This window comes from Sulfitobacter sp. D7 (genome assembly GCF_003611275.1).
Lineage (GTDB): Bacteria > Pseudomonadota > Alphaproteobacteria > Rhodobacterales > Rhodobacteraceae > Sulfitobacter > Sulfitobacter profundi.
Window position 1 is genome coordinate 1 of record NZ_CP020699.1, and the last position, 22,812, is coordinate 22,812.

Annotated in this window: 21 protein-coding genes; 11 read left to right on the forward strand and 10 right to left on the reverse strand. The window is 59.7% G+C overall.

Annotated elements, in window-relative coordinates; translation table 11 throughout:
- Positions 1-100: 100 nt before the first annotated feature.
- From B5M07_RS18915 to B5M07_RS18930, 4 genes are all read left to right on the forward strand, one after another.
- Complete coding sequence (locus B5M07_RS18915; RefSeq protein ID WP_120352624.1) at positions 101-1,504, forward strand: AAA family ATPase; 1,404 nt, start codon at positions 101-103, stop codon at positions 1,502-1,504.
- Entirely contained in the window at positions 1,482-2,564 is a 1,083-nt protein-coding gene (locus tag B5M07_RS18920) for a ParB/RepB/Spo0J family partition protein (RefSeq protein WP_120352625.1), read from the forward strand. Before B5M07_RS18915 ends, B5M07_RS18920 begins: the two co-directional genes overlap by 23 nt.
- A 165-nt stretch (positions 2,565-2,729) precedes the next feature.
- Positions 2,730-2,999, forward strand: a complete 270-nt coding sequence (locus B5M07_RS18925) for a spike base protein, RCAP_Rcc01079 family (protein WP_120352626.1) — start codon at positions 2,730-2,732, stop codon at positions 2,997-2,999.
- Positions 3,000-3,082: 83 nt separating this feature from the next.
- On the forward strand, positions 3,083-4,342 hold the full coding sequence (locus tag B5M07_RS18930) for a hypothetical protein (RefSeq protein ID WP_162931925.1): 1,260 nt from the start codon (positions 3,083-3,085) through the stop codon (positions 4,340-4,342).
- Here B5M07_RS18930 and B5M07_RS19540 read toward each other — a convergent pair.
- From B5M07_RS19540 to B5M07_RS18970, 7 genes are all read right to left on the reverse strand, one after another.
- Entirely contained in the window at positions 4,240-5,412 is a 1,173-nt protein-coding gene (locus B5M07_RS19540) for a glycosyltransferase family 4 protein (RefSeq protein ID WP_162931926.1), read from the reverse strand. The two genes, B5M07_RS18930 and B5M07_RS19540, sit on opposite strands and share 103 nt — an antisense overlap.
- Complete coding sequence (locus B5M07_RS18945; RefSeq protein ID WP_162931927.1) at positions 5,409-6,731, reverse strand: oligosaccharide flippase family protein; 1,323 nt, start codon at positions 6,729-6,731, stop codon at positions 5,409-5,411. Before B5M07_RS18945 ends, B5M07_RS19540 begins: the two co-directional genes overlap by 4 nt.
- Positions 6,728-7,741, reverse strand: coding sequence for an acyltransferase family protein (locus B5M07_RS18950; RefSeq protein WP_120352631.1), 1,014 nt, complete (start codon positions 7,739-7,741; stop codon positions 6,728-6,730). The genes B5M07_RS18945 and B5M07_RS18950 overlap by 4 nt, the downstream gene beginning before the upstream one ends.
- Positions 7,728-8,222: a hypothetical protein gene (locus tag B5M07_RS18955; protein WP_162931928.1), complete on the reverse strand. Its 495-nt coding sequence runs from the start codon at positions 8,220-8,222 to the stop codon at positions 7,728-7,730. Before B5M07_RS18955 ends, B5M07_RS18950 begins: the two co-directional genes overlap by 14 nt.
- Before the next feature lie 114 nt (positions 8,223-8,336).
- Positions 8,337-9,608, reverse strand: a complete 1,272-nt coding sequence (locus B5M07_RS18960; protein WP_120350436.1) for an IS256 family transposase — start codon at positions 9,606-9,608, stop codon at positions 8,337-8,339.
- Positions 9,609-9,681: 73 nt separating this feature from the next.
- A complete protein-coding gene (locus tag B5M07_RS18965) occupies positions 9,682-10,500 on the reverse strand; it encodes a hypothetical protein (RefSeq protein WP_120352633.1) in 819 nt (272 codons plus the stop codon).
- The gene (locus B5M07_RS18970) at positions 10,497-11,195 is read right to left on the reverse strand and encodes a sulfotransferase family 2 domain-containing protein (RefSeq protein WP_120352634.1); all 699 of its coding nucleotides are present in this window, start codon (positions 11,193-11,195) and stop codon (positions 10,497-10,499) included. The genes B5M07_RS18965 and B5M07_RS18970 overlap by 4 nt, the downstream gene beginning before the upstream one ends.
- A gap of 161 nt (positions 11,196-11,356) precedes the next feature.
- Here B5M07_RS18970 and B5M07_RS18975 point away from each other — a divergent pair, with 161 nt between their 5' ends.
- The 4 genes from B5M07_RS18975 (at position 11,357) to B5M07_RS18990 (ending at position 14,442) form a co-directional block, all read left to right on the forward strand.
- Positions 11,357-11,605 carry an AbrB/MazE/SpoVT family DNA-binding domain-containing protein gene (locus B5M07_RS18975; protein WP_120352635.1) on the forward strand — a complete coding sequence of 83 codons (249 nt, stop codon included), beginning with the start codon at positions 11,357-11,359 and terminating at the stop codon, positions 11,603-11,605.
- Positions 11,602-12,015 (forward strand): type II toxin-antitoxin system VapC family toxin, encoded by a 414-nt coding sequence (locus B5M07_RS18980; protein ID WP_120352636.1) that lies wholly within the window; start codon positions 11,602-11,604, stop codon positions 12,013-12,015. The genes B5M07_RS18975 and B5M07_RS18980 overlap by 4 nt, the downstream gene beginning before the upstream one ends.
- 91 nt (positions 12,016-12,106) lie before the next feature.
- The gene (locus B5M07_RS18985; RefSeq protein ID WP_120352637.1) at positions 12,107-13,288 is read left to right on the forward strand and encodes a glycosyltransferase; all 1,182 of its coding nucleotides are present in this window, start codon (positions 12,107-12,109) and stop codon (positions 13,286-13,288) included.
- Complete coding sequence (locus B5M07_RS18990; protein WP_120352638.1) at positions 13,285-14,442, forward strand: glycosyltransferase family 4 protein; 1,158 nt, start codon at positions 13,285-13,287, stop codon at positions 14,440-14,442. Before B5M07_RS18985 ends, B5M07_RS18990 begins: the two co-directional genes overlap by 4 nt.
- Here the strand turns inward: B5M07_RS18990 and B5M07_RS18995 are convergent.
- From B5M07_RS18995 to B5M07_RS19005, 3 genes are all read right to left on the reverse strand, one after another.
- A complete protein-coding gene (locus B5M07_RS18995) occupies positions 14,434-16,407 on the reverse strand; it encodes a hypothetical protein (RefSeq protein ID WP_162931929.1) in 1,974 nt (657 codons plus the stop codon). The two genes, B5M07_RS18990 and B5M07_RS18995, sit on opposite strands and share 9 nt — an antisense overlap.
- A gap of 14 nt (positions 16,408-16,421) precedes the next feature.
- A complete protein-coding gene (locus tag B5M07_RS19000) occupies positions 16,422-17,498 on the reverse strand; it encodes an MBL fold metallo-hydrolase (RefSeq protein ID WP_120352640.1) in 1,077 nt (358 codons plus the stop codon).
- A gap of 73 nt (positions 17,499-17,571) precedes the next feature.
- Positions 17,572-18,297 carry a metallophosphoesterase gene (locus B5M07_RS19005; RefSeq protein ID WP_120352641.1) on the reverse strand — a complete coding sequence of 242 codons (726 nt, stop codon included), beginning with the start codon at positions 18,295-18,297 and terminating at the stop codon, positions 17,572-17,574.
- 133 nt (positions 18,298-18,430) lie between these two features.
- Between B5M07_RS19005 and B5M07_RS19010 the strand changes: the two genes are divergently transcribed.
- From B5M07_RS19010 to B5M07_RS19020, 3 genes are read left to right on the forward strand one after another with little or no spacing between them, the layout of a single operon-like run.
- On the forward strand, positions 18,431-20,545 hold the full coding sequence (locus B5M07_RS19010; protein ID WP_120352642.1) for a YjbH domain-containing protein: 2,115 nt from the start codon (positions 18,431-18,433) through the stop codon (positions 20,543-20,545).
- A 59-nt stretch (positions 20,546-20,604) separates the two neighbouring features.
- Complete coding sequence (locus B5M07_RS19015) at positions 20,605-21,171, forward strand: YjbF family lipoprotein (protein WP_162931930.1); 567 nt, start codon at positions 20,605-20,607, stop codon at positions 21,169-21,171.
- Between the two features lie 28 nt (positions 21,172-21,199).
- A complete protein-coding gene (locus B5M07_RS19020) occupies positions 21,200-22,558 on the forward strand; it encodes a polysaccharide biosynthesis/export family protein (protein ID WP_205570940.1) in 1,359 nt (452 codons plus the stop codon).
- The last annotated feature ends 254 nt before the right edge of the window (positions 22,559-22,812 follow it).

Sequence of the window (22,812 nt, forward strand, 5' to 3'; positions counted from 1 at the left end):
AAAGTGTGCTGAGCTTTATATCAATTCACTTACTTGTGCGGATGTGCGACTATTAGGGGGATAGCATCGAATATTGACGATCTGATCAAGGTATCGCGACATGGACAAAAAGGTGGGCAGCTCCCTTCCGCCCTATTTCAACCTCGACCCACAGGCAGCAGCCGGGAAGCTGAGCGCCCCTGTAGACACCGCCCGATTCGCGAAAGCCGCCGCTTTCGCAGGCCGTGGCAGGGCGGACCTTGCCAAAAGAGGTTATGCCCCAGATGGGCAAAAAAAGCTCCGAAAATTTTCCACTTGGGAAATTTGCCGTTACCTCATCCCTGTGGCCCCAGCCCATTTGCGTAGAGTGCTAAACAAACATCCAGAGCTTCCCCAAGGGGAGGGTGCGGGGAATGCAAAACGGTTCAGCCTCGAAGAAATTTTAACCCTTCGGAACCACTTCGCGGAAGAGGGGGTCAGCAGCAAGGAATACCGCCCCTACCGCCCGAAAGGACTGCCTGCGAAGGTGGTCGCGGTCGCTAACTTCAAGGGCGGCGTGGGCAAGACCTCAACAGCGGCGCATCTGGCGATGTCGGCGGCTTTGGACGGCTACAAAGTACTTGTGGTCGACCTCGATTCCCAAGGTTCGATGACATCCATCATGGGCGGGCAGGTTCAGGACGAGTGGCAGACGATTTTCCCCCTGCTCGCGCGCGATTACGCCATGCAAGTTCAGGCCGAAAACCGCGTTCGCGCTGCGGCGGCGGAGCCTGAGATTCCCATGGATGAAACCTTGACCGAGGCGCTGACGATTTCGCTTAAGGATGTCGTTCAAAAGACCCATTGGCCCAACATCGATCTGATTGGGGCGCAGCTCAATCTGTACTGGGCTGAGTTCCAGATTCCCGTTTGGCGGATGGCCTTGCGGCATTGGGCACTGTGGGATGCGCTATCCTCGGCTTTGGATGCGGGGGGGGCGTTGGATGAATATGATATTATTTTGCTCGATACGCCCCCTGCCCTTGGCTATCTGACGATCAATGCGTTGGCGGCGGCTGATATCATCATGGTGCCCTTGGGCGCGTCCTTCTTGGAGTTCGATTCCACGGGGCGATTCTTTGACATGCTGTACTCCACCTTCGCTTCGATCGAAGAGGGTGAGAATGCGGCGCGGCGGCGCGAAGGGCTGCCGGAGATGAAGTTTGAATGGGATGTGGTGCGGGCGATCATCACGCGGTTTGATGCCAGCCAGCAGACCGATCTGGCCAATGTGATTCAGGCCTATTTCGGCGATATGACCAACACCTACCGGCAGGAGTTTACCGCGATGGTCGGACAGGCCGGAGAGAGTGTGAACGGAATTTACGAGGCGGATTACCGGGATTTCAACCGCGAGACTTACACGCGCGGTCGGGAGACGTTTGACCGGACCTATGCCGAGTTCAAAGAGATTTTGCTGGGCGCTTGGTGGCGCGATGATCAAGAACGGAAGGAGGCCGAGAATGGCGAAACGCAGACAGCTTGAAGTCCCCTCGGCAGAGGCGCTTAAGGAAATCGAGGAAGGTTTCGCGCGCGAAACCTCTCGGGTTGGGACGCGAGCGCCGATCGCCGATGTGGCCGCCGATGCGGCCCGGCATAAAGACCCCCTGCCCCAGCATCTGCGCGAAGAAAATGCGCGGGACAAGGCGGATGCAAAGGCGCTGCGCTTGGCGCGGGAAAAGGGTCTCGTCCTGACGGAAGTGCCGTTGCATGAGATCACCGCAGACGCGCTGAGCCGTGACCGTTTGAAGATGGACGAAGAGGATCTGGCCGAGCTGCGGCGGTCGATTGCAGACCACGGGCTTCGGCTTCCGATTGAGGTTTTTGAGCCGTCCAATCCCGAGGCCGCTGGCAAATACGCCCTGATTTCCGGCTTCCGGCGCTTGGCTGCCATGCGCGAATTGAACGCGCTTTCGGGGGGGGAGCGGCATCAGACTATCCCGGCCTTTGTGCGCAAACCGGATACGCTGGCCGATGCGATCGTGGCGATGATCGAAGAGAATGAGGTCAGGACCGGACTTAGTCAGTATGAGCGTGGCCGTGCAGCAGCGATCACGGTGCATGACGGGGTTTTCGCAACTGTGGATGAGGCTGTGGCAACGCTGTTTTCATCGGCCAGCAAGGCGAAGCGGTCAAAGATTCGTTCCTTTGCCTTGGTGCACGAAGAGCTCGGCGACATGCTGCGTTTTGGCCCTGAACTGAGTGAGCGTCAGTGTCTGCGCATCGCGACCGGGGTGCGCGCGGGGCAAGGTGAGGCGATGCGTAGTGCCTTGGAAACCCATGCTGTCGCGACGGCAGAAGATGAATGGGCGGTCTTGGAGCCGTTAATTGAGGCCGTCGAAGGCGTGGCCGCTGACCCCAAACGAGGCGGACGGCCGCGGAAGGTCGTGGAACGGTCTAAGCCGGTGAGCTTGGCCAATGATGTCACGATGGAGCGGGTCCGGACCGAGGATGGCTATGCCATTCGGATCCGGGGCGACCATGTGAACGAAGAGATGATCGAGCTGGTGATGGACCGGATTAAATACCTTCTCGAAGAAATCTGATATAATAGGGGAGGTTTCGCGTGCGAAACCTCCCCGTTTCCCGGCGAGCCTCATAGGTTTCGCACGCGAAACCCCCTGCCCCAACCCCCTAGCGTACGCTGCTTTAGCAGATGGTTAATCCGCGCCTTCGATGCTGAATTCCTCAGTTTTTCAAAGGAGGCCGCGATGCCCATTCTCGATATCTTCGACGATCACCACAACGGATTGACCGGGCCCATCTGCGGTGGGTTTGACGTGACGCCCGATGACGCGACCGACCTTCCGCAGATGACCCGCGGCGTCATGGTCGGCTCGGTCGGGGATGTGGCGGTGGTTCTGAAGAGCGGGGATGCGATCACCCTGCCCGCTTTGTCGCCCGGCGTGATCTATCCTGTCCGTATCACGCGGGTGCTGGCGACGGGGACGACGGCGTCGGGCATCAAGGGGTTGATTTGATGCTGGGGGTCGGATTGAGCCCATTTGCGCCGTACCGTAACCGGGTACCTATCGATTTTCCGGCGGGGTTTAGTTGGGACCGTGTGCGCTTTGATTTCGACATTGAACAGATCGGCGGTGCCTATCGTGCGGCGGTAGAGCCCCGTGATCTGGTCGATCCCGGGATTTGGACCGGCGCGGCGCTGCATGTGGATGGCGCCGCCGGCGATGATGGCAACAGTGGCGTGGGCGCGCAGGACGGTGATTTCGCCAGTGCCAAGCGGACGATTCATGCGGCTTTCACGGCAGGCAACGCGACGGGCGCGGCCTATCGGGTTCTGGTTAAGGCGGGCGACTATGCGGAGGCGGCATTCACTCGCAACGGCAATGATGAACCGAACCAGCCCGTTGCCGTGATCGGCTGGGGCGGCCCACTGCGCTATCGTGCTGGGCCGTTCAATGTGGTTTGGAACGATGCGGGCGGGACATATACGGCGACTGAAAGCTCGGTACGCCGGGTGTTTCGCTGCGATCTGCTGACCGCCGAAGGGCATTATACCGAGTTGAGCGAAGCTGCGGATGTGGCCAGCTGCGCGGCGGCGCAGAATACATGGGTGCATGACGGGACATTGCTGCATGTGAATGTCGGCGGCGCGCCGGGGGCGGGAGATATTGCGGTGATCCGGTCCTTTCACGGGGCGCGGTTCATGACGCATGACAAGGATTTCTACCTTGAAAATGTGTATTGTGAGGGTGGAATCAGCGGGGCGCTGCATTTCGATGCGGTGGCGGCGCGCAACATCGTTGGGGTGAACTGTTCGTTCCGCTATTCCGCGCCATCGAGCCCGACGGCCTTGCAGGATGCCGCACGGGTGCGGCGGACGGATGGTTTGGTGGCCTTTTTCGATTGTGATGCTTCGGGCGGGGCGAAGGACGGCTGGTCTTTCCATGAGGACGGCACGGCGGGGATGCATGTGTTGTTGCAGGACTGTTCCGGCTGGCGCAATGGGTTCAGCACGGCGACGTCCTGCAATGGGTTTACCAGCCATGACGGGGTGCGGGCGATCCTGTTGGGCGGCAACTTTGGGCTGTCGCGCAATGGGACCGAGGTGCATGTGATCCAATCGACCGAGACTTGGGCGGCGGGCTGTCGCGCCGTGGCACGGGATGTGGACGGCACATCGGTCGCGTTCAAATGCTCGAACGATGCGCTGATGTGGTTGCAAGATTGCGCGGGCGACGCGGCGGGGCAGGCGGAGAACTACGCCTTGCAGGCCAATGCGGGCACGGTTTTCACGCGGGGGTTTTCGGCGCTGGCGGGGGGCGTGGATGTGACTTCGGGCGGCTCTGTAATGCTGTTTTGAGACAGGCGGTTGGCCAATTCCTTCCAATCCGGCACCGCCTCGGGGGCGCGTTTCCAGGTTTCGCAGCGGTCCAGCGCTTGTGGGCTGTTGTAGCCGACGATCGAGGGGACGCTCGGGTGGCAGAGCCGGTCTGGCCCGAGGGTTGGCAGCCCGTGATAGCGGTAGAGCAGGATGCGGTTGGAGTTGGTCGTTTGATAGGCGACGCCCGGCTCGTTGCGATAGGGGGCGAGGCCGATATCGGCGTGGGCGATATGCGCGCGGGTGGTTTCGAAGTCCTGCTCGCCGTGCCATGTGATGTTGGGCCGGGCAGGCGGTGTTTCCCGCAGGCGGCCGAGGACGTGGATCTGCCACCGGGGCCGGGCGTCCGCAAGTCGGGTGAGGGCGGCGGTATCGAGCAGGGTAGTGCCTGCGCAGACAGCGATGGGGCCGGGGCGCGGCCGAGGGTAAGGGTCAGCAGTGCTGACCTTTAGGTTTGCATGGGGGATACCGATGGGATCAAGGGTGACATTGGGGTGATCCGCGAAACGGGCGGCGATATGGGGGCTGGCGGTGCTAATGCGGGTGAAGGGACGGTGATCCCGCTCGGCCCGAAGGAGGATATCCGGGGCGTTTAGCAATCGGATGTCGTCTGATACACGGTAAATGCGGGCGGCCTGCGGGGCTTGTTCGGCCAGCAGAGGGCCGAGCAGGACCGGCGGGCCGCTTTCGCATATGACGAGGTCCGCTTGGGCCAAGGGTGTGCGCAAGCGGCGGCGCCAGTGGTTGGTAAAGAGCCGGTAGCTTGGTTCGAGCCATCGGTTGAGCGTCGCGCTTTTGGTTTTGACCGGATGGACCGGCGGCAGGCTGTAGATCGACGTGAGATTTGGGCCATGGTGGTGGGTGCCATAGTGCGGTGGCTTGTCGAGGGCGGCCAGGCGGACATCGCCAAAAACCTTGGAAAGCCAGCTATAGCCGACGGTCACATGGGTCATATGCCAGCCCGCCCCGCGCAGGTGGTGCGAGACCCAAAGCATGCTGGGGCGGCGTTTTTGAAAAGGGAAATGCCCCGTCAGGAGAACCGCGCGTTTCATGTGGCTGTCTGCCTGTTGGGGATGAGAAGAAGCGCGCCGTAGAGGGCGCTTCCTAAGACGATCTGGGCCGGGGCGGGCAGGGGGGGCAGCAGGGCGAAAAGCGCCGCCACGGCAGCCGCAGCGCAGAGGGGCGGGGCGAGGGGTGATAGGGCGGACGCTGTGAGGCCGAGACGCGGCAGGGCACGGGTGAGATGCCACAGGGCGGTTAGGAACGCCGCGAGGCTGATGGAGGCAGCGAGGGCCGTGGGGGTCAGCGCGAAGGCGGCGAAAGTGCAGCACAGGGGCAACAAGAGCGCCGCGCGTTGAAGCATCAGGCGGGTGTGACCCGCGGCGATGAGGGCTTGGTTAATTGGCATCAGCAGAGCGGACAGGAGGCCGAAACCCGCGAGGGCGATGAGGATCGGGGTGGCGGGGCCTGCGGGGGCCTGGCCGATGAGCAGGGCGAGCGCCTGCGGAGCCGCGAGGAGGGTGGCCCCCCAGACCCATAGGCCGAGCGTGGCGATAAGGCGCAAGTGTGTCGGCAGGACGGCGGCGCGTTGCGGGGCCGATAGCTGACGAAGCTGGGGGAGAGCCAGGAAGCGCAAGGGGGAAAGGGTGAGGGCTTCGATCAGGCTCAGTATCCGGGTCGCGATTTGAAAGGCACCGGCGGCGGGAAGGCCAAAGACGAGCGCGGTGGCGAGTTGCATGAGCGGGAACAGGGCGGCGCTCAGGAAATCTCGGGCCGCGATCTCGATGACCAATTCGGCTAGGCGCCTCTGGTAGCGCCATTTCGGGAGGCTTTTGGGGCGCCATTTGGCGAGATGGCAGGACAGCGCCGCGTTCGTGGCCGCATGTGTTGTGGCGAAGGTCACCAAGGCCCAAGGGCCGCTGCCAATCGATAGCATCCAGACCGCTAGGGCCGCGGCGATGGATTGGCTGAACATGCTCCGCAGCGCGAGGGCGCGGAGATGGAGGTCGCGGCGCAGGATGCCTTCGGAAACGGCGCCGAGGGCGTTGAAAAGGGGGATCACGCTGAGAGCGATGAGCAGCGGCGCATCGAGCGCGGCGCCGAGGCCGGCGAAACCGAGCGATAGGACGATGCCGCCGCCTAGCGACATAGCAAATAGCGCGTCCCGGCGGCGTTGGCGGGGGGCGAGAATGATCACGCTTTCCCCGATGCCGGCTTTGTGCAGACCTTGGGTTAGCCGGATGGGGGCGAAGGCGGTGGCGAAAGCCCCAAGTTCGGCCAAGGAGAGAAAGCGCGCGGCGATCAGGAAGAGACCCGCGTGGATCCCGACACGGCTCCATTGCAGGGCGAAAGACCAGAAACGGGGGCTCACGCGGGGGCTGCCTTGGCGGTTTGGCGGACCTTTAGAAAAGGCCGCTCTAGGAACAGATGGCTGAGGATGCCAAGGCCGAGCGCAAGAAGGCAGGTTGTGCCGACGTAGACCCAAGCGCCGAGGGGCGTTGCAGGGAGGAGTGGCAGGAGCAGGACGGTTGCCGCGCGTAGGGCGAAGCGGTGCGAGAGGTAAAGGGCATAGGAGGCATCTCCGAGCAGTTGTCCGGGGGCCATGCGGGTAGGGCAGAAAAGCGTGCCTGCTGCGACGATCAGCGCGGCGGGCACGCCGGCGGCGAGAAAGCGGGGCAGGGGGAGCGGATCGAGTGTGATGAGAAGGGCGAAGCCGAGAGCCAAGAAAGCGGTGCAGAGGATCGGATCGGGCCGGGTCCAGCCGCTTTGCCAGAGGCGGGCGAGGGCGATGCCGAAGAGAAATTCAAGGACCAGTGGGTTTGTCCAGAAGGCAAGTGGCGGGAGGTGAAAGCCTATCGTCAGCCCGAGTGTGGCTAGGGCGATCAACAGGCCCGAAACCGCCAGCAGGGGCCGGGGGAGCGCGAGGCAGAGGGCCATGAGCGCATAGAAAAAGACTTCATAATTCAGGGTCCAGCCGAGGGACAGGACCGGCGCGATGCGTCCGTCGGGGCGGGCGTAGGGAATGAACGTGTAAGAACTGATGATCTGCGCAGGGTCGAGCGGCGTATCCTTGACGGCACCGGGCATCAGTAGCAGCGCCATGACCATCAGCGTGGTGAAAAGATAGTAAAGCGGGGCAACGCGCAGCAGACGCCGCCAGAGAAAGGCCCGCGGGCGGCCGATATAGCGCTGCGCTGAGAGGGTGATGACAAAGCCGGAAATGACGAAGAAAATATCGACGCCCCTCGTCCATGGCATGGCGTCCCCGGGCAGGGGGAGGGCGAAATAGTGCTCTGCCTCGGCCAAGACATGGCCGATGAGGACCATCAGCGCGGCGAGCCCGCGAAGGGCTTGGAGGCCGGGGAGCCTAGGCGCGTTCATGGCGGGGTCGCTTTGCGTGCGGCTGGGTTCGTTGAGAGGTGAAGAGCGTTATCTGCCGGACCAGACTGTCGGGCAGCGGTGGGCACTGTGGGAGCGGCTTGCGACGGGAGCGAAACAAAAGCGGGCCTGGCTGGGGCCGTGGGGCGTGTTGCTGGGTGACAAGTTTTAGAAGGGATGAGATAAGAACGAGTGAAAACAACAGGTTCTGATGCGTCAGGTAAACGGAATGGCTGGAAAATAGAAGTGTTGCGCCGATCTGAGCATAGGCCAAGGCGAAGCCGAGTGAATGCCGCGCTTTGATGAAAAGCCCCCGGATCACGAAGCCCACAAATGCAAGAAAAAACGCCCCGAGCACCGGGCCGAAATCGACGTAGGCCGCGGTGAGGAGGGGAAATTCACCGCCGCCCAACACCTCTTGCAACGCATTGAGGCGGGGGGCGAGGATATGGGCGAAATACCCGTCGGTGACGGTGAGAAACATCACGCCCTCAAGGCTCAAGCCGCCCCATGTATGCGGAATCTCGACCGCGAGGGGGGCGAAGCTGTTCCACATGTCATTGATTGAGCTATGCTTGAATTTGGGTGACGCGCATCATCAGGCGGCGCGGTTTTCGGTGTCGTTGGTCACTTCGACACCGTCGTTGAATTTGATTCCTTCGATAACCTTTGGCAACTGATTTCTGCCCTTGAGGCGCAGCCATTTTTTCGATGCTGCCTGAATGAGGGTGAAAACCATCAGTTTTGCGGTCTTTTGTGACAGCGCCCCTTTGGTCCTCACCGTTCGGTGCCGAACAGTGGCGAACACGCTTTCAATCGGGTTCGAGGTGCGCAGATGGCCCCAATGCTCGGCTGGGAAGTCGAAGAATGCAAGCATCGCCTCTTCGTCCTTTGTCAGGCAGGCAACACCTTTTGGGTATTTGACGCCATACTTTTCGGAGAAAACTGCCAACGCAGCATCGGCTTCTGCGCGCGTTCCGGCGTGCTGGATGTCGTCCAGATCTGACTTGACCGCCGGGGCCATCTGCTTGGGAAAACAGTTCTGGACGTTCTTTACCTTATGCACCCAACACCGTTGGTGCTTTGTGCCTGGAAACGTTTTGTCCAGTGCGTTCCAGAACCCCATGGCTCCATCCCCAACCGCAATTTCCGGTGCGACGGACAGCCCGCGGCCTTTGATGTCGGTCAGCAACTCATGCCAGCTCTGCGCGCTCTCCCGCAGGCCGACCTGAAAGCCGATCAGCTCTTTCTTGCCCTCCGGTGTCGCGCCGATGATCACCAGCATGCATTCGGCATTTTCCTCCATCCGCGCCTGAAGATAAACGCCGTCCGCCCAAATGTAGACGTAGTGGCGGGCAGACAGATCCCGCCGTGCCCAGGCATCATATTGAACCTGCCATCCGGCAGTCAGACGCGAGATGACGCTTGGCGAGAGGTTGGGCGCATCCGGCCCCATGATGGCCGACAGCGCGTCCTGGAAATCGCCCGTCGATATGCCCTTCAGATAAAGAACAGGCAGCAGCGCGTCCAAGCTGATCGAGCGGCGCGCCCATTTCGGCAGAATGTTCGAGGTAAAGCGGATCTTTTCTGCCCCATCAGAGGACGCCATCCGGTCGCGCACCTTGGGCCGCTGGACATCCAGAGCACCGATCCCCGTCTGAATCTTCCGTTCAGGGCCAAATCCATGCCGCACAATCCGCTGACGCCCGTCTTCCAACTGCTCATCGGCAAAACTGGCGACAAAGGCATCAGCCTCGGCCTTCAGCGCTTCCGCCAGCATCCGACGAGCACCTTGCCGAGCAAGCTCTGTCAGCGGATCGACGATCGTTTCCGATTGGCGAAATGGCAGGATCGTTGTATCTTCCTTCATGGCGTATCGCTCCTTGTGAGGTTCTGGCCGGCTTTGACACCCGCCACGATACGCCGCACTTCAAATCACGCCATCACCCAAATTCCCGCATAGCTCCATTGATTAGATAGAAGGCCAGTTTTTGCGTGCCTATGTCGAAGGTAGAGCGATCAAACATCGGGTTGGTAATCGCTTCTCGCGCCATCCAGAGGCCAAGGAATAGCGCCATGGCCAGCAGGCTCCAGCCCCATCCGACAAGCCGCCCTCGGATCAGGCAGGCGACGAGGTAGCATGACAGAAGCAGTTGCAGGAGCAGCAACCGCTGGCTCATGACGATGGGCAGGATGAAAAGCGCCAGCGTGTTGCCGATCAGGATGGATAAGAGCAGGCCACGGATGTGGCGGGGCAGGGGGCCGAGGCACAAAAGCGCGGTGGCCAGACAGGCGGTGCCCGGCAAGGCGGCATAGAAAAGGCGCATGCCGGTGAAGAGTTTGTTTTCCAACAGCAGGTCGCGCGTGGTCAGGCTGTCGATATATGCGGCGGCGGCGAGGTGCATCAGACCGCCCGCTTGGGCGGCGGCGGTCGCGATCCAAAGGGCGGTGACCCCAAGTAAAACAAGGTTAAGAGCAAAGGTCAGATAGGCCGCACGGGTCAGATTGATTTGCACGTTGTTCCCCTGAGGGCTTCGGTAGGAGAAACGCGCAGCCAGATCCCCCACGGCATAGGCCAAGAGGGCCAAGAACAGCCAAGCCGCCCCGGTGGTGGTGAAGGCCGAGAGGCTGAGATCCTCGCGGCGCATGAAGGTTTGCACGAGGTCGAGGCGGTCGAGGTAGGCGAGGGTGAGGGCGACGCCAGCGCCGGAGAGCCCCCAGCAGATAAGCAGCAGCGAAAGGGGGGAGAGCAGCCATCTCATGCGGCGATCCGCGTGCTTTGTAGGGCGTGGTAAACTGCGATGTCGGGTGCGCAGAGCGCCTCTATCCGGGGGCGAAGTTCGGAGGGAATTTCCGTGGGAACGGGGGCCGCGTTGCGCCGCCAAAGGGGCAGGGGGGTGCCGACATGGTGCTGCAATTGGCGTGCAAAAACATCAGGTTGATCTAGCTCTCCCACAATGTCGAAACGACCAAGGGCCGCGATGGCGCGGGCGATAAGCGGGGCAGGGTCTTGGCCCCGCTGCGGGCTTTGATCGGCGAAGTAAAAGAGGTATTGCGACGCCAGTCGCACGGCATCCGGCGTGTCGAGGAAGGCCGCCAGCGTGGCCGGGCGCGACGGGCTGGGGTGGCACCGTTGCAGGTAATTGTAATGCGACACGAAGCGCGCAACGGGGTCGCGCAGCAGGGTGACGAAGGCATAGTCTTTTGCCGCCCCGGCGTGGAGCGCGGGATCATATTGCACATGGCCAGAGATCATCCGGGTGCTCCGGGCGACCAGCCGGTGCAGCTGTGCCCGGCGGCGCGCGTAATCCGCCAGCATTCGGGGCGCGGCAGGCTGATCGGTATCGCCGGGTTCAAGGCTAATCACCGCCTGAGACAGGAAATACCGCAACCGAAGCGCCGCGCCGAAGCTGGAACCGCCGCATTTCGGGACGTGAATATATATGATCCGGCGCATGGGCGCTCCATCGGTTTTGATTCAAGACCTCTCGGAGGATTGCCGCGATTTGGTTAACGCGCGCTTAACGAAAGCCTGCGCCACCCTGCGCTGCGGCATCTTGAAAACCGGAGAGAGAGGTAATACCTTTGACTTATCATTCCTTACCAAGGGCGATTCCGATGCCGACCACCGTGACATCCAAGGGCCAAGTGACCATTCCCAAGGCCGTGCGCGACCTGTTGGGCCTCCATGCCGGGAGCAAAGTGAGTTTCCGCCGCACGCGCGACGGACGGGTGGAGCTTGTGCCGCAGGAAGAGGTGCGGGCCAAAAGCAGTTTTGCGCAGTACCGCGGCCATGCGGGGACGGGGATGGACACCGACGCGATCATGGCGCTGACCCGAGATTTGCCAACGGAGCCTGATGCTTGACCCTCGTCGATACCAATGTACTGCTGGATTTGGTGACAGATGACCCGCAGTTCGCGGATTGGTCGATTGCGCAGCTTGAAGCGGCTTCGCTGGCTGGGCCGCTGCTGATTAACGATGTGATCTATGCCGAGCTTTCGGTGCGTTATGACAGCAAGGAAGCGCTTGATGCTTTCGTCAGCGGCATCGGGTTAAAGCGCGATCCCATTCCCGATGCGGCGCTGTTTCTCGCGGCGAAAGTCTTTCGCAAGTACCGCAAGGCGGGCGGTACGCGCAGCGGTGTTTTGCCGGACTTCTTCATCGGGGCCCATGCCGCGGTGCGGGGGTGGCCTCTGCTCACCCGCGATCTGGGGCGTTATCGGAACTACTACCCAACCGTCGACGTCATCTCGCCGGTTAAAGACAGTTTCTAAGAAAATCGTTCTTGTTAAGCCTTTGGTAAGACCTGTGGCCCGAAATTGGCAGTGATCGAGAAGGGTGGGAGCCGATTTTCGAGGGACGCCAATGCATATCGTTCACCTGCTTACCCGGCTACTGCGGGCCGGTTCCGAGGAGAATACGCTTGAGACCTGTCGCTGGCAGATTGCGCAGGGCCATAGGGTGTCTCTTATCCATGGGGCCGCGCCAGATCCCTTTTGGGAGGATCACCTGCCACGGGGTCTGACCCGGATTTTTCTGCCTGAAATGGTGCATCCGATCCATCCGGTGCAGGACATGCGCGCTCTGATACGCCTGCGCCAAATCTACCGTCAGCTAAATCCGGATGTGATCCATACCCATCAAAGCAAGGCCGGCATTCTTGGCCGCCTCGCCGCGCGGGCGGTGCCGGATGCGGTGGTGGCCCATGGGATTCACATCGTTCCCTTCGAGGGCGTTGCCCCTGCAAAACGCGCGCTCTACCTCGCGGCAGAACGGTTGGCGGCGCGGCAGACAGACGTGTTTATTGGGGTGTCCGAAGCGGTGGGGCGGGCTTATGTCACCGCAGGGATCGCGCGGCGCGGGCGGGTGCATTGCGTGCGGTCTGGTATGGACATCGCGCGTTTCCGCAACCCGGCACTGCCTGCCGATTGGCGTAGCCTCTTGGGGGTGGCGCGCGGCAATGCGCGGCCCCGCGTGGTACTGATGATGGCCGCTTTCGAGCGGCGCAAACGGCATGTACCGTTCCTGCGTGCCTTCGCGCGGGTGGCAGATACGCTGCCGGATCTGAAACTGCTCCTTGCGGGGGCGGGGCCGGAAGAAGCGCGCATTCGCGCCGCGGTGGAGGGGCTGGGTCTGCAGGATAAAGTCGTGTTCTGCGGCCATCGTCCGGACCCGGAAGCTCTGTTTGCTCTTGCTGATCTGTCGGTGCTGACTTCAACCCGGGAGGGTCTGCCGCGGGTGGCAGTCCAGTCCATGGCGGCGGGCTGCCCGATGGTGGTGCGGGAACTGCCGGGGATTGATGAGATTATCGACCATGGACGCAACGGGTTGATCGCCGACGCTCACGACCTGGGCGAGACGCTGCGGCTGATGACAGAACTTCTGCAGGACGAACGACGCCTAAATCGTATGCGGGAGGGAGCGCTGGCTACAGATGTCAGTGCTTGGGCGCGCGTTGCCCTTGGTCGACGGACGACCTCGCTTTACGGTCTACCGACGCGCCGCCCCCGTCCCTTGGTTGTCGATCATGAAATGGGGCTGGCGTGACGATTTACGTCAATGGCCGTTTTCTGACGCAGCCGACCTCGGGCGTGCAGCGGTTTGCGCGTGAGATACTGACAGCACTGGACAGGGAGCTATGCCAATCACCTGCCCTGCGGGACCGGCTTGGCCCCATAGAAGTACTGGTGCCACAAAAGGTCGAAGCGCCCGGTTGGCGGAGGTTCGGCCTGCGGCATGTGCCGGGCGGGCGCGGACATCTGTGGGAGCAGGGGGCGCTATGGCGGGCGAGCCGCGACGGCGTTCTGGTCAGTCTTGGCAACAGCGGGCCTTTGCTGCACCGCGCTCATGTGCTGTGCCTGCATGACGCCAATCTTTGGGAGATTCCCCAAGCCTATTCAGCGCGTTACCGGCTATGGCACCGCGCCCTGCGCCCCCGTCTTGCGCGCCGCGCCGCGGCCTTGCTGACCGTGAGCCGTCATTCGGCGACGGCGCTGGCGGCACAATTGCACTTGGCCGAAGACCGCTTTCGTATCGTGGCCAATAGCGCGGGTCACATGTTGCGCCTGCCATCCGCGCCCGGTGTTCCGGCACGCTATGGGCTGACGCCGGGGGGGTACTTTCTGAGCGTCGGCAACCGCAGCCCCAACAAGAACCTGCGCGCATTGATCGCCGCCCATGCGGCGTGCGGGTCTAAGGTGCCGCCGCTGGTCCTCGTCGGCGGCGAGGTGCCGGGGATTGCGACGCAAGCGACGGCCGGAGGTGGCCGGATCAAAATGCTCGGTCGGGTGCCGGACGGCGACCTGCGCGGGCTCTATGAGGGGGCGTCGGCATTTGTTTTCGCGGCCTTGCATGAGGGCTTCGGCATTCCGCCGCTTGAGGCGATGCAGTTGGGCGTGCCGGTGATTTGCGCATGCAGTGGGGCGATGCCAGAGGTTTTGGGGGATGCGCCGCTTTGGTTCGATCCGAATGATAAAGGGGATATTGCGCGGGCGATGAGGGCGTTTGCGCACCTTGAAAGCGGAAAGCGCAGCGCAATGGTTCATTCAGGGCAAAAGCAGGCGCAGCGATATTGCTGGCGCGAGAGCGCGCGCGTGTTGGCGCAGGCTGTGGCGGGCGTGCCGTACCAGCTGCCTGCCGGAAAGCAGGCCGCTAGGGGCGTGTTTGGTTCAGAATCGCGCCCTGTTGAAAATCTATTTTAACCTCAAGCCATTTTTGCCAAATGCATCTTTGATCTGTTTGACGGTATCGGCTTCTTGTAATTTCCAAGCTGTCAGATTGCTCAGCGCGAAGAGGCGGGGGGCATCGGTGTCGATGATATGCATCCGCTGGTCAAAGAACGTCCCGAGATGGGGGAAGCCGCCGGACCGGAAACCTTTCAACCAGCGCCGGTTGACCGTGGAGGCCCCGGCCGACGTCATTTCCAAGGCGTTCATGATCGCCGGTCGATGTTCAGCAGGCGCATTGGCCAAAAGTGGTTTCGACCATGCCGTTTCGAGACCCAGAAACACCACACAGATAGTCGGGGTATAGGCGATACCGGGGGATACGCTTGCGGCCGGGTCATAGTGGTATTTTTCGCAGCTGACGTTCCTTTGGCGCACAAGATCTTCTGCCAGAGTTATCAAATCCTCATACCTGCGCCGAAGGCCAGTCAGCCCGCTGTCGTCGTTTTTGACCATGGTAAGGCCAATATTGTGAATCTGGCCTTTTGTTTGGACGAAAAATGATGGCAAGTCATCGCCGACCATGGCTTCTTCACAGATTTTACGGACGCTTTCTTTCAACCGCGCGCCCTGGGGCGCTTTGTCGAATTCGGTAAAGACATTCCGACATGTCTCGACCCGCTCTGGGTCCAGCGGAGCATATGCATTTGCGAAAACAATAATGTTTTCGACCTGTCGTGCGAGCAGGGGCGCAAGACCAAGGTTGTCTTCATGCCCGCCGTCGCCATGAGCCCATTCTTTTTGATAAACGCTGTCCTTCTTGGCGAGAAGTTTGATCTTGTCACCCACTTCTTGATCTGTCGGCGAATAATGTTCGGGGAAGCCGAGGTTTGACAGCAGGCCCTGCAGCACTGGCAAGTTTACGAAGGTCTCGACAGGGGCTGCACCGGAAACGGCGGCCACGTTCGAAAGAGAGAAATTCAGCCGCGATTCATCTATGCGCCCACCATATTGCGGAAGCTTTAAAGAAAGCTCGGTCTTGTCAGCGAAATCTTTGGCACGGTGGGTGGCCTGATCATACCCATGCGATTCCACAAAACCGCCACCGACACTTACCTTGTCACCATAGGGGAAACGCCGCATCGGCATACCCGTATATAGCGGCGTCATTTCCATGCGAAATTTTTTATGGGGATCGATAATGATCCTCTGGGTCAACAGGGTGCCACCAACGATCAAATAGGGTCGATCACGTTCGACGTAGTGGACCTGAGCAGGGCGACGGTTTTCCCGAGACCTCCGGACGCGGTCTCTATCGGTGAGCCGCCACGTAAAGAGACTGTCAGGGTCGGATTTGTTCGCGCGGCCGAGACCGAAAGGTTTGAGATAGATCTCGCCTAAAGTCTCGGAATAGGATTCGTCAAATCGGCCCGTCTTCCAAGCGTTGAACATTTTCTTAGTGACATTTGCGCGCCCGATCGCGCCGAGCATGCTTCCGCGGGCAAAGCCCGGAATATCATTGACGCTTGCCCCTGCGGCCCGGGCTGAGGTGATGACTTGCGGCAATATTTCCCCCAAAGCTGCGGGGGAATAATAAGTCCCCAGGAAACGATCTTCATCGCAATATGCACCGCTGTCTGTCGCACAATCCTTTTTCAGATAGGTATAGGGTATCGCGGTCCAGCTGCCACCAGAGATGGCAGTGATATAGCGTATCTGCTTTATCCACCCCAAATCATGTAATGCGCGAAGCTGGCCAAGTGCTGCAGGGGCGGCGCGGTTTCCGCCACCTTGAAACGCGACGCCGAACGACGCACGCCTACGGCGAAAGTCATCGTCCTGCATTTCCGGATAATCGACGCCGCGATCCGGTGTTTTCCAAAACTGTGCGGTGAAACAGGTGTCACAGGCTTCTTCTGCGAAGACAAACGAATTTACCGCTGCATTTGAGAACATGAACGCGCCGCTCAGCGCTAGAACTTTCAAAGAATAACTTTTCATGAATAAGTTTTCCATCAATTTGGTTTTGCTGTGGTGGGGTCGAGAAACGGATCGAAAGGATTTAATGTCGGTATGGATAGGATGGAAATATCGGGATTGTCTTTGGAGAGCTCTGCCAATGCTTGCAAAGCCCGGTTCAGGTTTTCGTAAGCGGGGATGGGAAGGCTCGGGGCGGAAGGATCAATGGCGGGGGCATGAGCATCCCAATGGATTGGGATTACTTTGGTCGCGCGGCTGGCGACTACGCTGTTCAGAATGTAGCGTTTGATCTTTTTACTGGATTGCCAGCCCAACCCGCCCACACCAAGGAAGATTGTATTGGCTTCCAGATTCAGGTTCCTCAGACGCGGGCCGATGTTACCTGCGGTCGGAAGGATTAAGATCGCTCCGTCAGGGGTTTCTATATGAGCGGCAAGGCTGATGCCTGATTTGAAGTCTCGAATTGACGTAGGAAATTCCCATGCATCGTCGGCCGGCAGGCGTTCCAACAACGTTGAAGCAGGATTGGTGGAATGGGGAGTTTCAAACAGTGTTAGCTTAATGTCTCCAAGTGAAATGCGAATAGGTCCACTGCCAGTGATCTCTATGAAATCAGTGATGGCGCAAAGGTCCGGAAACAACCTTGCCATGCGGGAGGATGCGGACAAGACTTCACGATTGGCAATGAAGGTCGCACCCGTCAAGGCAGCAATTAGGGGGGTGTCGAGTGCATGATCATAATGCCCGTGCATGGCGACGACTGCGTCTATGCTCTTTCCATTGCCCTCGCTGTTTTCACAAGACCGCGCCACGGGCACACCTGCGGTAGCTAAAAGCGATGTGACCGTGGAGAGTTCAGGCTGGACCTTCCTAGTCAGCGCGTTTGGTGGGCGGGATAGAAACCCGTCGATCATGAGCGAAGAGTTTCCACTGCGGATAAGGAAACTTGAAACTCCAAAGAAGCGTACCTGTGTTGTGGATGTCAGTGAATGCGCGACGGGTAACCGGTGGGCCTTATCGTTCCAGAAGGCCGCGAACCCATGGCTGCATGCGCTTACGGCAAGAAACATGGCTAATGCGTAAAGCCAATGGCGTTTTCCGAAGGTGAACATCGGATAACTATTACACGTAATGATTGCTTTGGCTATTTCGTAGAAGGTCAGGCGAAGACTTGGCTGGGTATATTCAGACCGTTTTGAAAGTCACGTTATGCGCTGAGACCCACGCGGCCGTTAACCGCCCTGTGGCATAGGCGCCAGTGTCGATAGACACGCGTCCACAATCGGCAAACGGGGCATCGACGATTGTGTGACCATGGAGCACCCAAATATCGTCTTGCCGCTGGGTGGTTTCGAAATCGGCATGCCCCCAATGCAGGGTTTCAGCGGTCTGCAAATTGATTGGACTGGCCGGGTCTGCCGCCGCATGGACAACCGCGACGTTTCCTGACTGCCAAAAAATTGGGCGGTTGCGGAGCCACAGGACGAGCTCTGCACCCATCGCATTCTGGAGCTGTTCAGCGATAGCATCTAGCGCGGCCCCGGTTGTTGCTTCGCTCGCGCCTGCAACGCCAAAGCTTGCCAATGTCTGAAGACCTCCATAGCGCAGCCAGCGGGGTCCATGTTTTTGCGGATGATCCAGAAAATTAAGCATCATCTCTTCGTGGTTGCCCGAAAGGCAGACCACATCGGGCCGGGCGTGCAGCAGACGCAATACCTCGGCGCTTTCATCTCCGCGATCAACGTAGTCACCGACGCAAACAATCTGGGTATCTTTGATACTGTCGAGGGCGCGTGCAAGCAGATCCGCCCGACCGTGTATGTCGCCGAGTGCAACAAAAGGTGCGTCTGGTGCGAGGGGCGGAAATGGTCTTTTTGGTGCGAATAGCCCCTTGATCCAATTGCTAAGCATGTGTGGGATATCGTCCTTCGGAGTGTTGCAGCAGGACCGCAGTGTAGCGTTAATTATTAAGTGGTTTGCCAGCCGTTGTGAAGTCGTGGCATGAGGCTGCTATAGGTTCCTTCGAGTTCAGGTTTTTGTCTTAATGCGTGCAAGCAAGTTATTATGTATTGTTGCTCTGGTCGCCTTGGGGGCAGATGGCGTCGCTCGGGCACAGACTTTGTCGACATATGGCACCCCCGGCCTTGTTGATATGCCAACGGCAGAGGTTCTGTCGGATGGTCATGTCGGGCTGACCGCGAGCACTTTTGGCAATACCACACGCAACACTGCGACTTTCCAGGTTTTGCCTAGGGTTTACGGCACTTTTCGCTATGCGATCATTGACGACTTTGATCCGGGCGGACCTCAAGACGGTACGCGCTATGACCGGAGCTTTGACCTTCATTACCAGATCACGGATGAAACGCTGCGCTTTCCTGCCCTTGCCGTCGGTTTAAGAGATTTCGGCGGCACCGGCATTCATTCAGGCGAATATTTCGTCGGGACCAAGAGCTTCGGCTCGAAACTGAAAGTAACCGGGGGCATGGGCTGGGGGCGCTTGGCGCAGCGTGGCTCTTTCTCGAACCCTCTGGGCGTGGTGGCCGACCGTTTTGATACGCGACCGAATGTCGGTGCCGGTGGTATTAACACGACAGGCCAACTTGATTTCGGCGCTTGGTTTCGCGGCCCTGCTGCCCTGTTCGCCGGGGTAGAATATCAGGCAACGGATCGTTTGTCTTTTCAGCTGGAGTATTCCTCGGACGCTTACGAGCGCGAACAAAGTGTCGGTGCGATCGACATCAAAAGCCCGATCAATGTGGGGCTTAACTACAGCTATCCAAGCGGCTCCAACCTGCGCGCTTTTGTGATCGGTGGCTCAGAAGTTGGTTTGCAATATAGCCTCATTCTAAACCCGGCAAAACGCCGCGCGCCGGGAGGGCTCGACGCGGCCCCGATGCCGCTGGTGCCGCGCAATCAAGCGGTGCTTGCAAATCACGATCTTCGACAGCCGGTGCAGAAGGCCAAAGCAGACCGTACGTTGAAGGCCTTGCTGGCGCAGGAGGGGATGGAGCTTCAGGGGCTGACCGTGAATGGCCGCCGCGCGCAGGTGCGGTTGGAAAACAACCTGTGGGATATCGAAGCACAGGCCGCGGGCCGCGCCGCGCGGGTGATGGCCGTGACGCTGCCCGCAGAGGTCGAGGTTTTTGACATCACCTTCCAAGCCAACGGGATGGCGATCAGCACTGTCACCGTGGCGCGCGCTGATTTGGAAGACCTCAAGAACGACTATGATGGGGCTTGGCGCACGCTTGCCCGCGCAAAGATCAAAGACGCCGAGGCGAACAGCCGTGAGGGCGAATTGCCCGAAGCTTTCCCGACGTTTACCTATGGGCTTGGCCCCTACTTGGCCCTGTCACTCTTTGATCCAGACAGCCCGCTGCGGTATGATGTGGGCGCCCAGTTCACCGCCGACTATCGGCCGAGCCCCGGTTTGACCTTTTCGGGTCGGTTCCGTTATCCGCTCGTCGGCAATATGGATAAGGTGACGCGTCGGTCCAATTCGGTGATTCAGCGGGTGCGTTCAGATGCGGTGCTTTATGCTATCGAATCCGATTTCGAAGTCAATAAGCTTACGGCAGAATACATGTTTCGCCCGGGCCAAGATCTCTTTGGTCGCGTCACGGGTGGGTATCTGGAAAATATGTACGGCGGGCTGTCGGGGGAGCTTTTGTGGTACCCTGTCGCCAGCCGGCTCGCGCTCGGGGTTGAAGTCAACTATGCCAAGCAGCGTGATTTTGACATGTTGTTCGGTTTTCAGGACTACGATGTCGTGACAGGCCATGCCTCGGCCTATTATGATTTGGGCAACGGATTCACCACGCAGGTGGATGTGGGCCGCTATCTGGCAAAGGACTGGGGGGCGACCTTCGGGCTGGACCGCGAGTTTAACAACGGCTTCAAGATCGGCGGGTATTTCACTCTGACCGATGTCAGCTTTGATGACTTCGGCGAAGGGTCTTTCGACAAGGGGCTCCGCTTTAGCGTGCCGCTCTCATGGCTCACGGGTGAGCCTTCGCGTGACACAGTGAGCCGCGTGATACAGCCGGTGACACGCGATGGCGGGGCGCGGTTGAATGTGGAAAATCGTCTTTACAATGTGGTGCGCGATTACCGTGCAGACAAACTGAGCGATGGCTGGGGGCGCTTTTACCGATGAAGCTTTGGCCGCTGATCCTAATCCTTAGTAGTTTTTTGCTGGGCTGTGGTACCGTGGACATGAGGGACACTTTGCTCGGCCCTCTCGTCATACCTGAGAAAGCCGAATACGCGCCTCGTTTCGCAGCATTGGCCCGAGCCGAAGCGCCTGCTTTGCAAGTTGGCTTCGTCGAGCGCCAAGAGGGTGGCACCCTCCTGCTGGAAAGGCGCGACGGGGCATTCGACTATTGGCTTACACCTGAGGGGGCGCAGATTATTTTGCAAAACGGGATGCTGCACGGCACACGTGGCTTTGGAGAAGGGCTGCTGGCGTCTGAGTTGAGTGCACCCTTGGCTCATATCCGTGGTTTGAAAAATGGCTATTCGGATCGGTTCCACACCTATCTCGACGGCAATGACCGCGCGGTTGCGCGCACCTACCGTTGTCTTTTTACCCGGGGCGAAACGAGCGATATTGCGCTACGCTCTGGGCCTGTTCAAACCGTGCAGATGCGCGAGAATTGCCGTAGCCTAGATCAAGAATTTACCAATATTTACTGGGTCACCCCCGGCGCGCGCCGTATTGTGCAATCGCGCCAATGGGCGGGTCCTTATATCGGGGCGCTTTCGACGCGGGTCGTTGAATAGAACTCCCGAAACAATAGGAGACTGAACGTTGAAAAAAGTCATTTTACTGGTCGCGCTTACGGCCCTAGCAGGTTGCGGTTCGGTCTATCGGTCCTCCTCTGTGAGCCCCGGTGTCAGTGATGGAACCAATGTCCGCGTGGTCGCTCTTTCCGCAGAAACCGTGGTGCAAGCCAACCGGTCCAGTTATCAGCCAAAGACCTTACCGGCCGTCTTCTCGATGACCGCCGGGGGCGGCACTTTGGGCCGGGGGGCGGGGGCTTTGCCTCAGCCAACATTCGATCTTGAGACCCGTCCCGGAACCTTGGCCCTGCGCGTACCACCTGCTGCCAATCCGGGTGCCTATCAAATCGGCATCGGTGATGTCGTTTTGCTATCCACGCCGAACACCGGGTCAACGGTCGAGGAGCTCTCTGGCCTACTCGCGGCCCAAAACGCGCGGCAAGGCTATACAGTGCAGGATGACGGGTCCATCAACATCCCGAATGTCGGCCGTGTGCGGATTGCCGGACTTACCATTGAAGACGCCGAAGCGGCGCTGTTTCAAAAGCTCGTAGAGAACCAATTCGACCCGACATTCAGCCTCGAAATTGCTGAATTCAATTCCCGTAAAGTTTCCATCGGCGGTGCGGTGGGCACTCCGGGCGTTGTACCGGTTTCGCTGACCCCGCTTTACCTTGGGGATGCCTTGGCTGCGGCCGGGGGCGTTTCGGTTGAAGACCAAGATTTCGCATCCGTTCGGATCTACCGCGATGGCACGCTCTACCAAATTCCGCTGACGACGCTTTATGAACGCGGGGACCTGCTTCGCACACGGCTCGTCGATGGGGACGCGGTTTTTGTCGATACTGAATACGAGTTAGGGCAGGCGCAAAGCTATTTTGAACAGCAAATCACCTTGGTGTCCGCCCGCCAAGCGGCACGACAGGCGGCGCTGAATGAACTACAGCTCGAAGTGAATTTGCGCCGGGGCCAGCTTGAGGAGGCCCGCCAGAATTATCAAACCCGCATCGACCTTGGTGCGGATAATCGGGATTATGTGTACTTGACTGGGGAGGTTGGCAAGCAATCGCGCTTCCCGCTGCCCTATGACCGCAAAGCAAAACTGGCAGATGCCATGTTTGCGCAAGCCGATGGTCTTACGGTTGAGACTGGTGACGTTTCACAAATTTACGTGCTGCGGGCGTCCTCCGATCCGCGTGAGTTTGGAGCCGTGACCGCTTGGCACCTCGATACACGAAATGCAGCGAATTATGCGCTCACCACTAAGTTCGAACTCCGTCCGAATGATATCGTTTTCGTGGCCCAGCAGCCAATCACGCGATGGAACCGCGCTGTAGCACAGATCATGCCCTCCCTGATCAGCGTAACAAACGCAGCCACAAATTAATCCCTTATACGCGCGGCGCTGAACCATCGGCGCCGCGCGAGCGCTACCTGCTTCCCATTCTCGCCCGAAGGGGATGGATAGCTGCCGACCTCGGCGAAGATCGCAGCAGCATCCGTTTGGGCAGAGAATGACCTCCCGGGGAAAGCGATGGCGCTTCCACGGCCATCGTTGACACAGACACTTATGACCCTCGCCCACTCCAAAGCTATTTCCTCACGTTCTGCGAAGCGAAGGCTGCGGTTTTTCAATAAGAG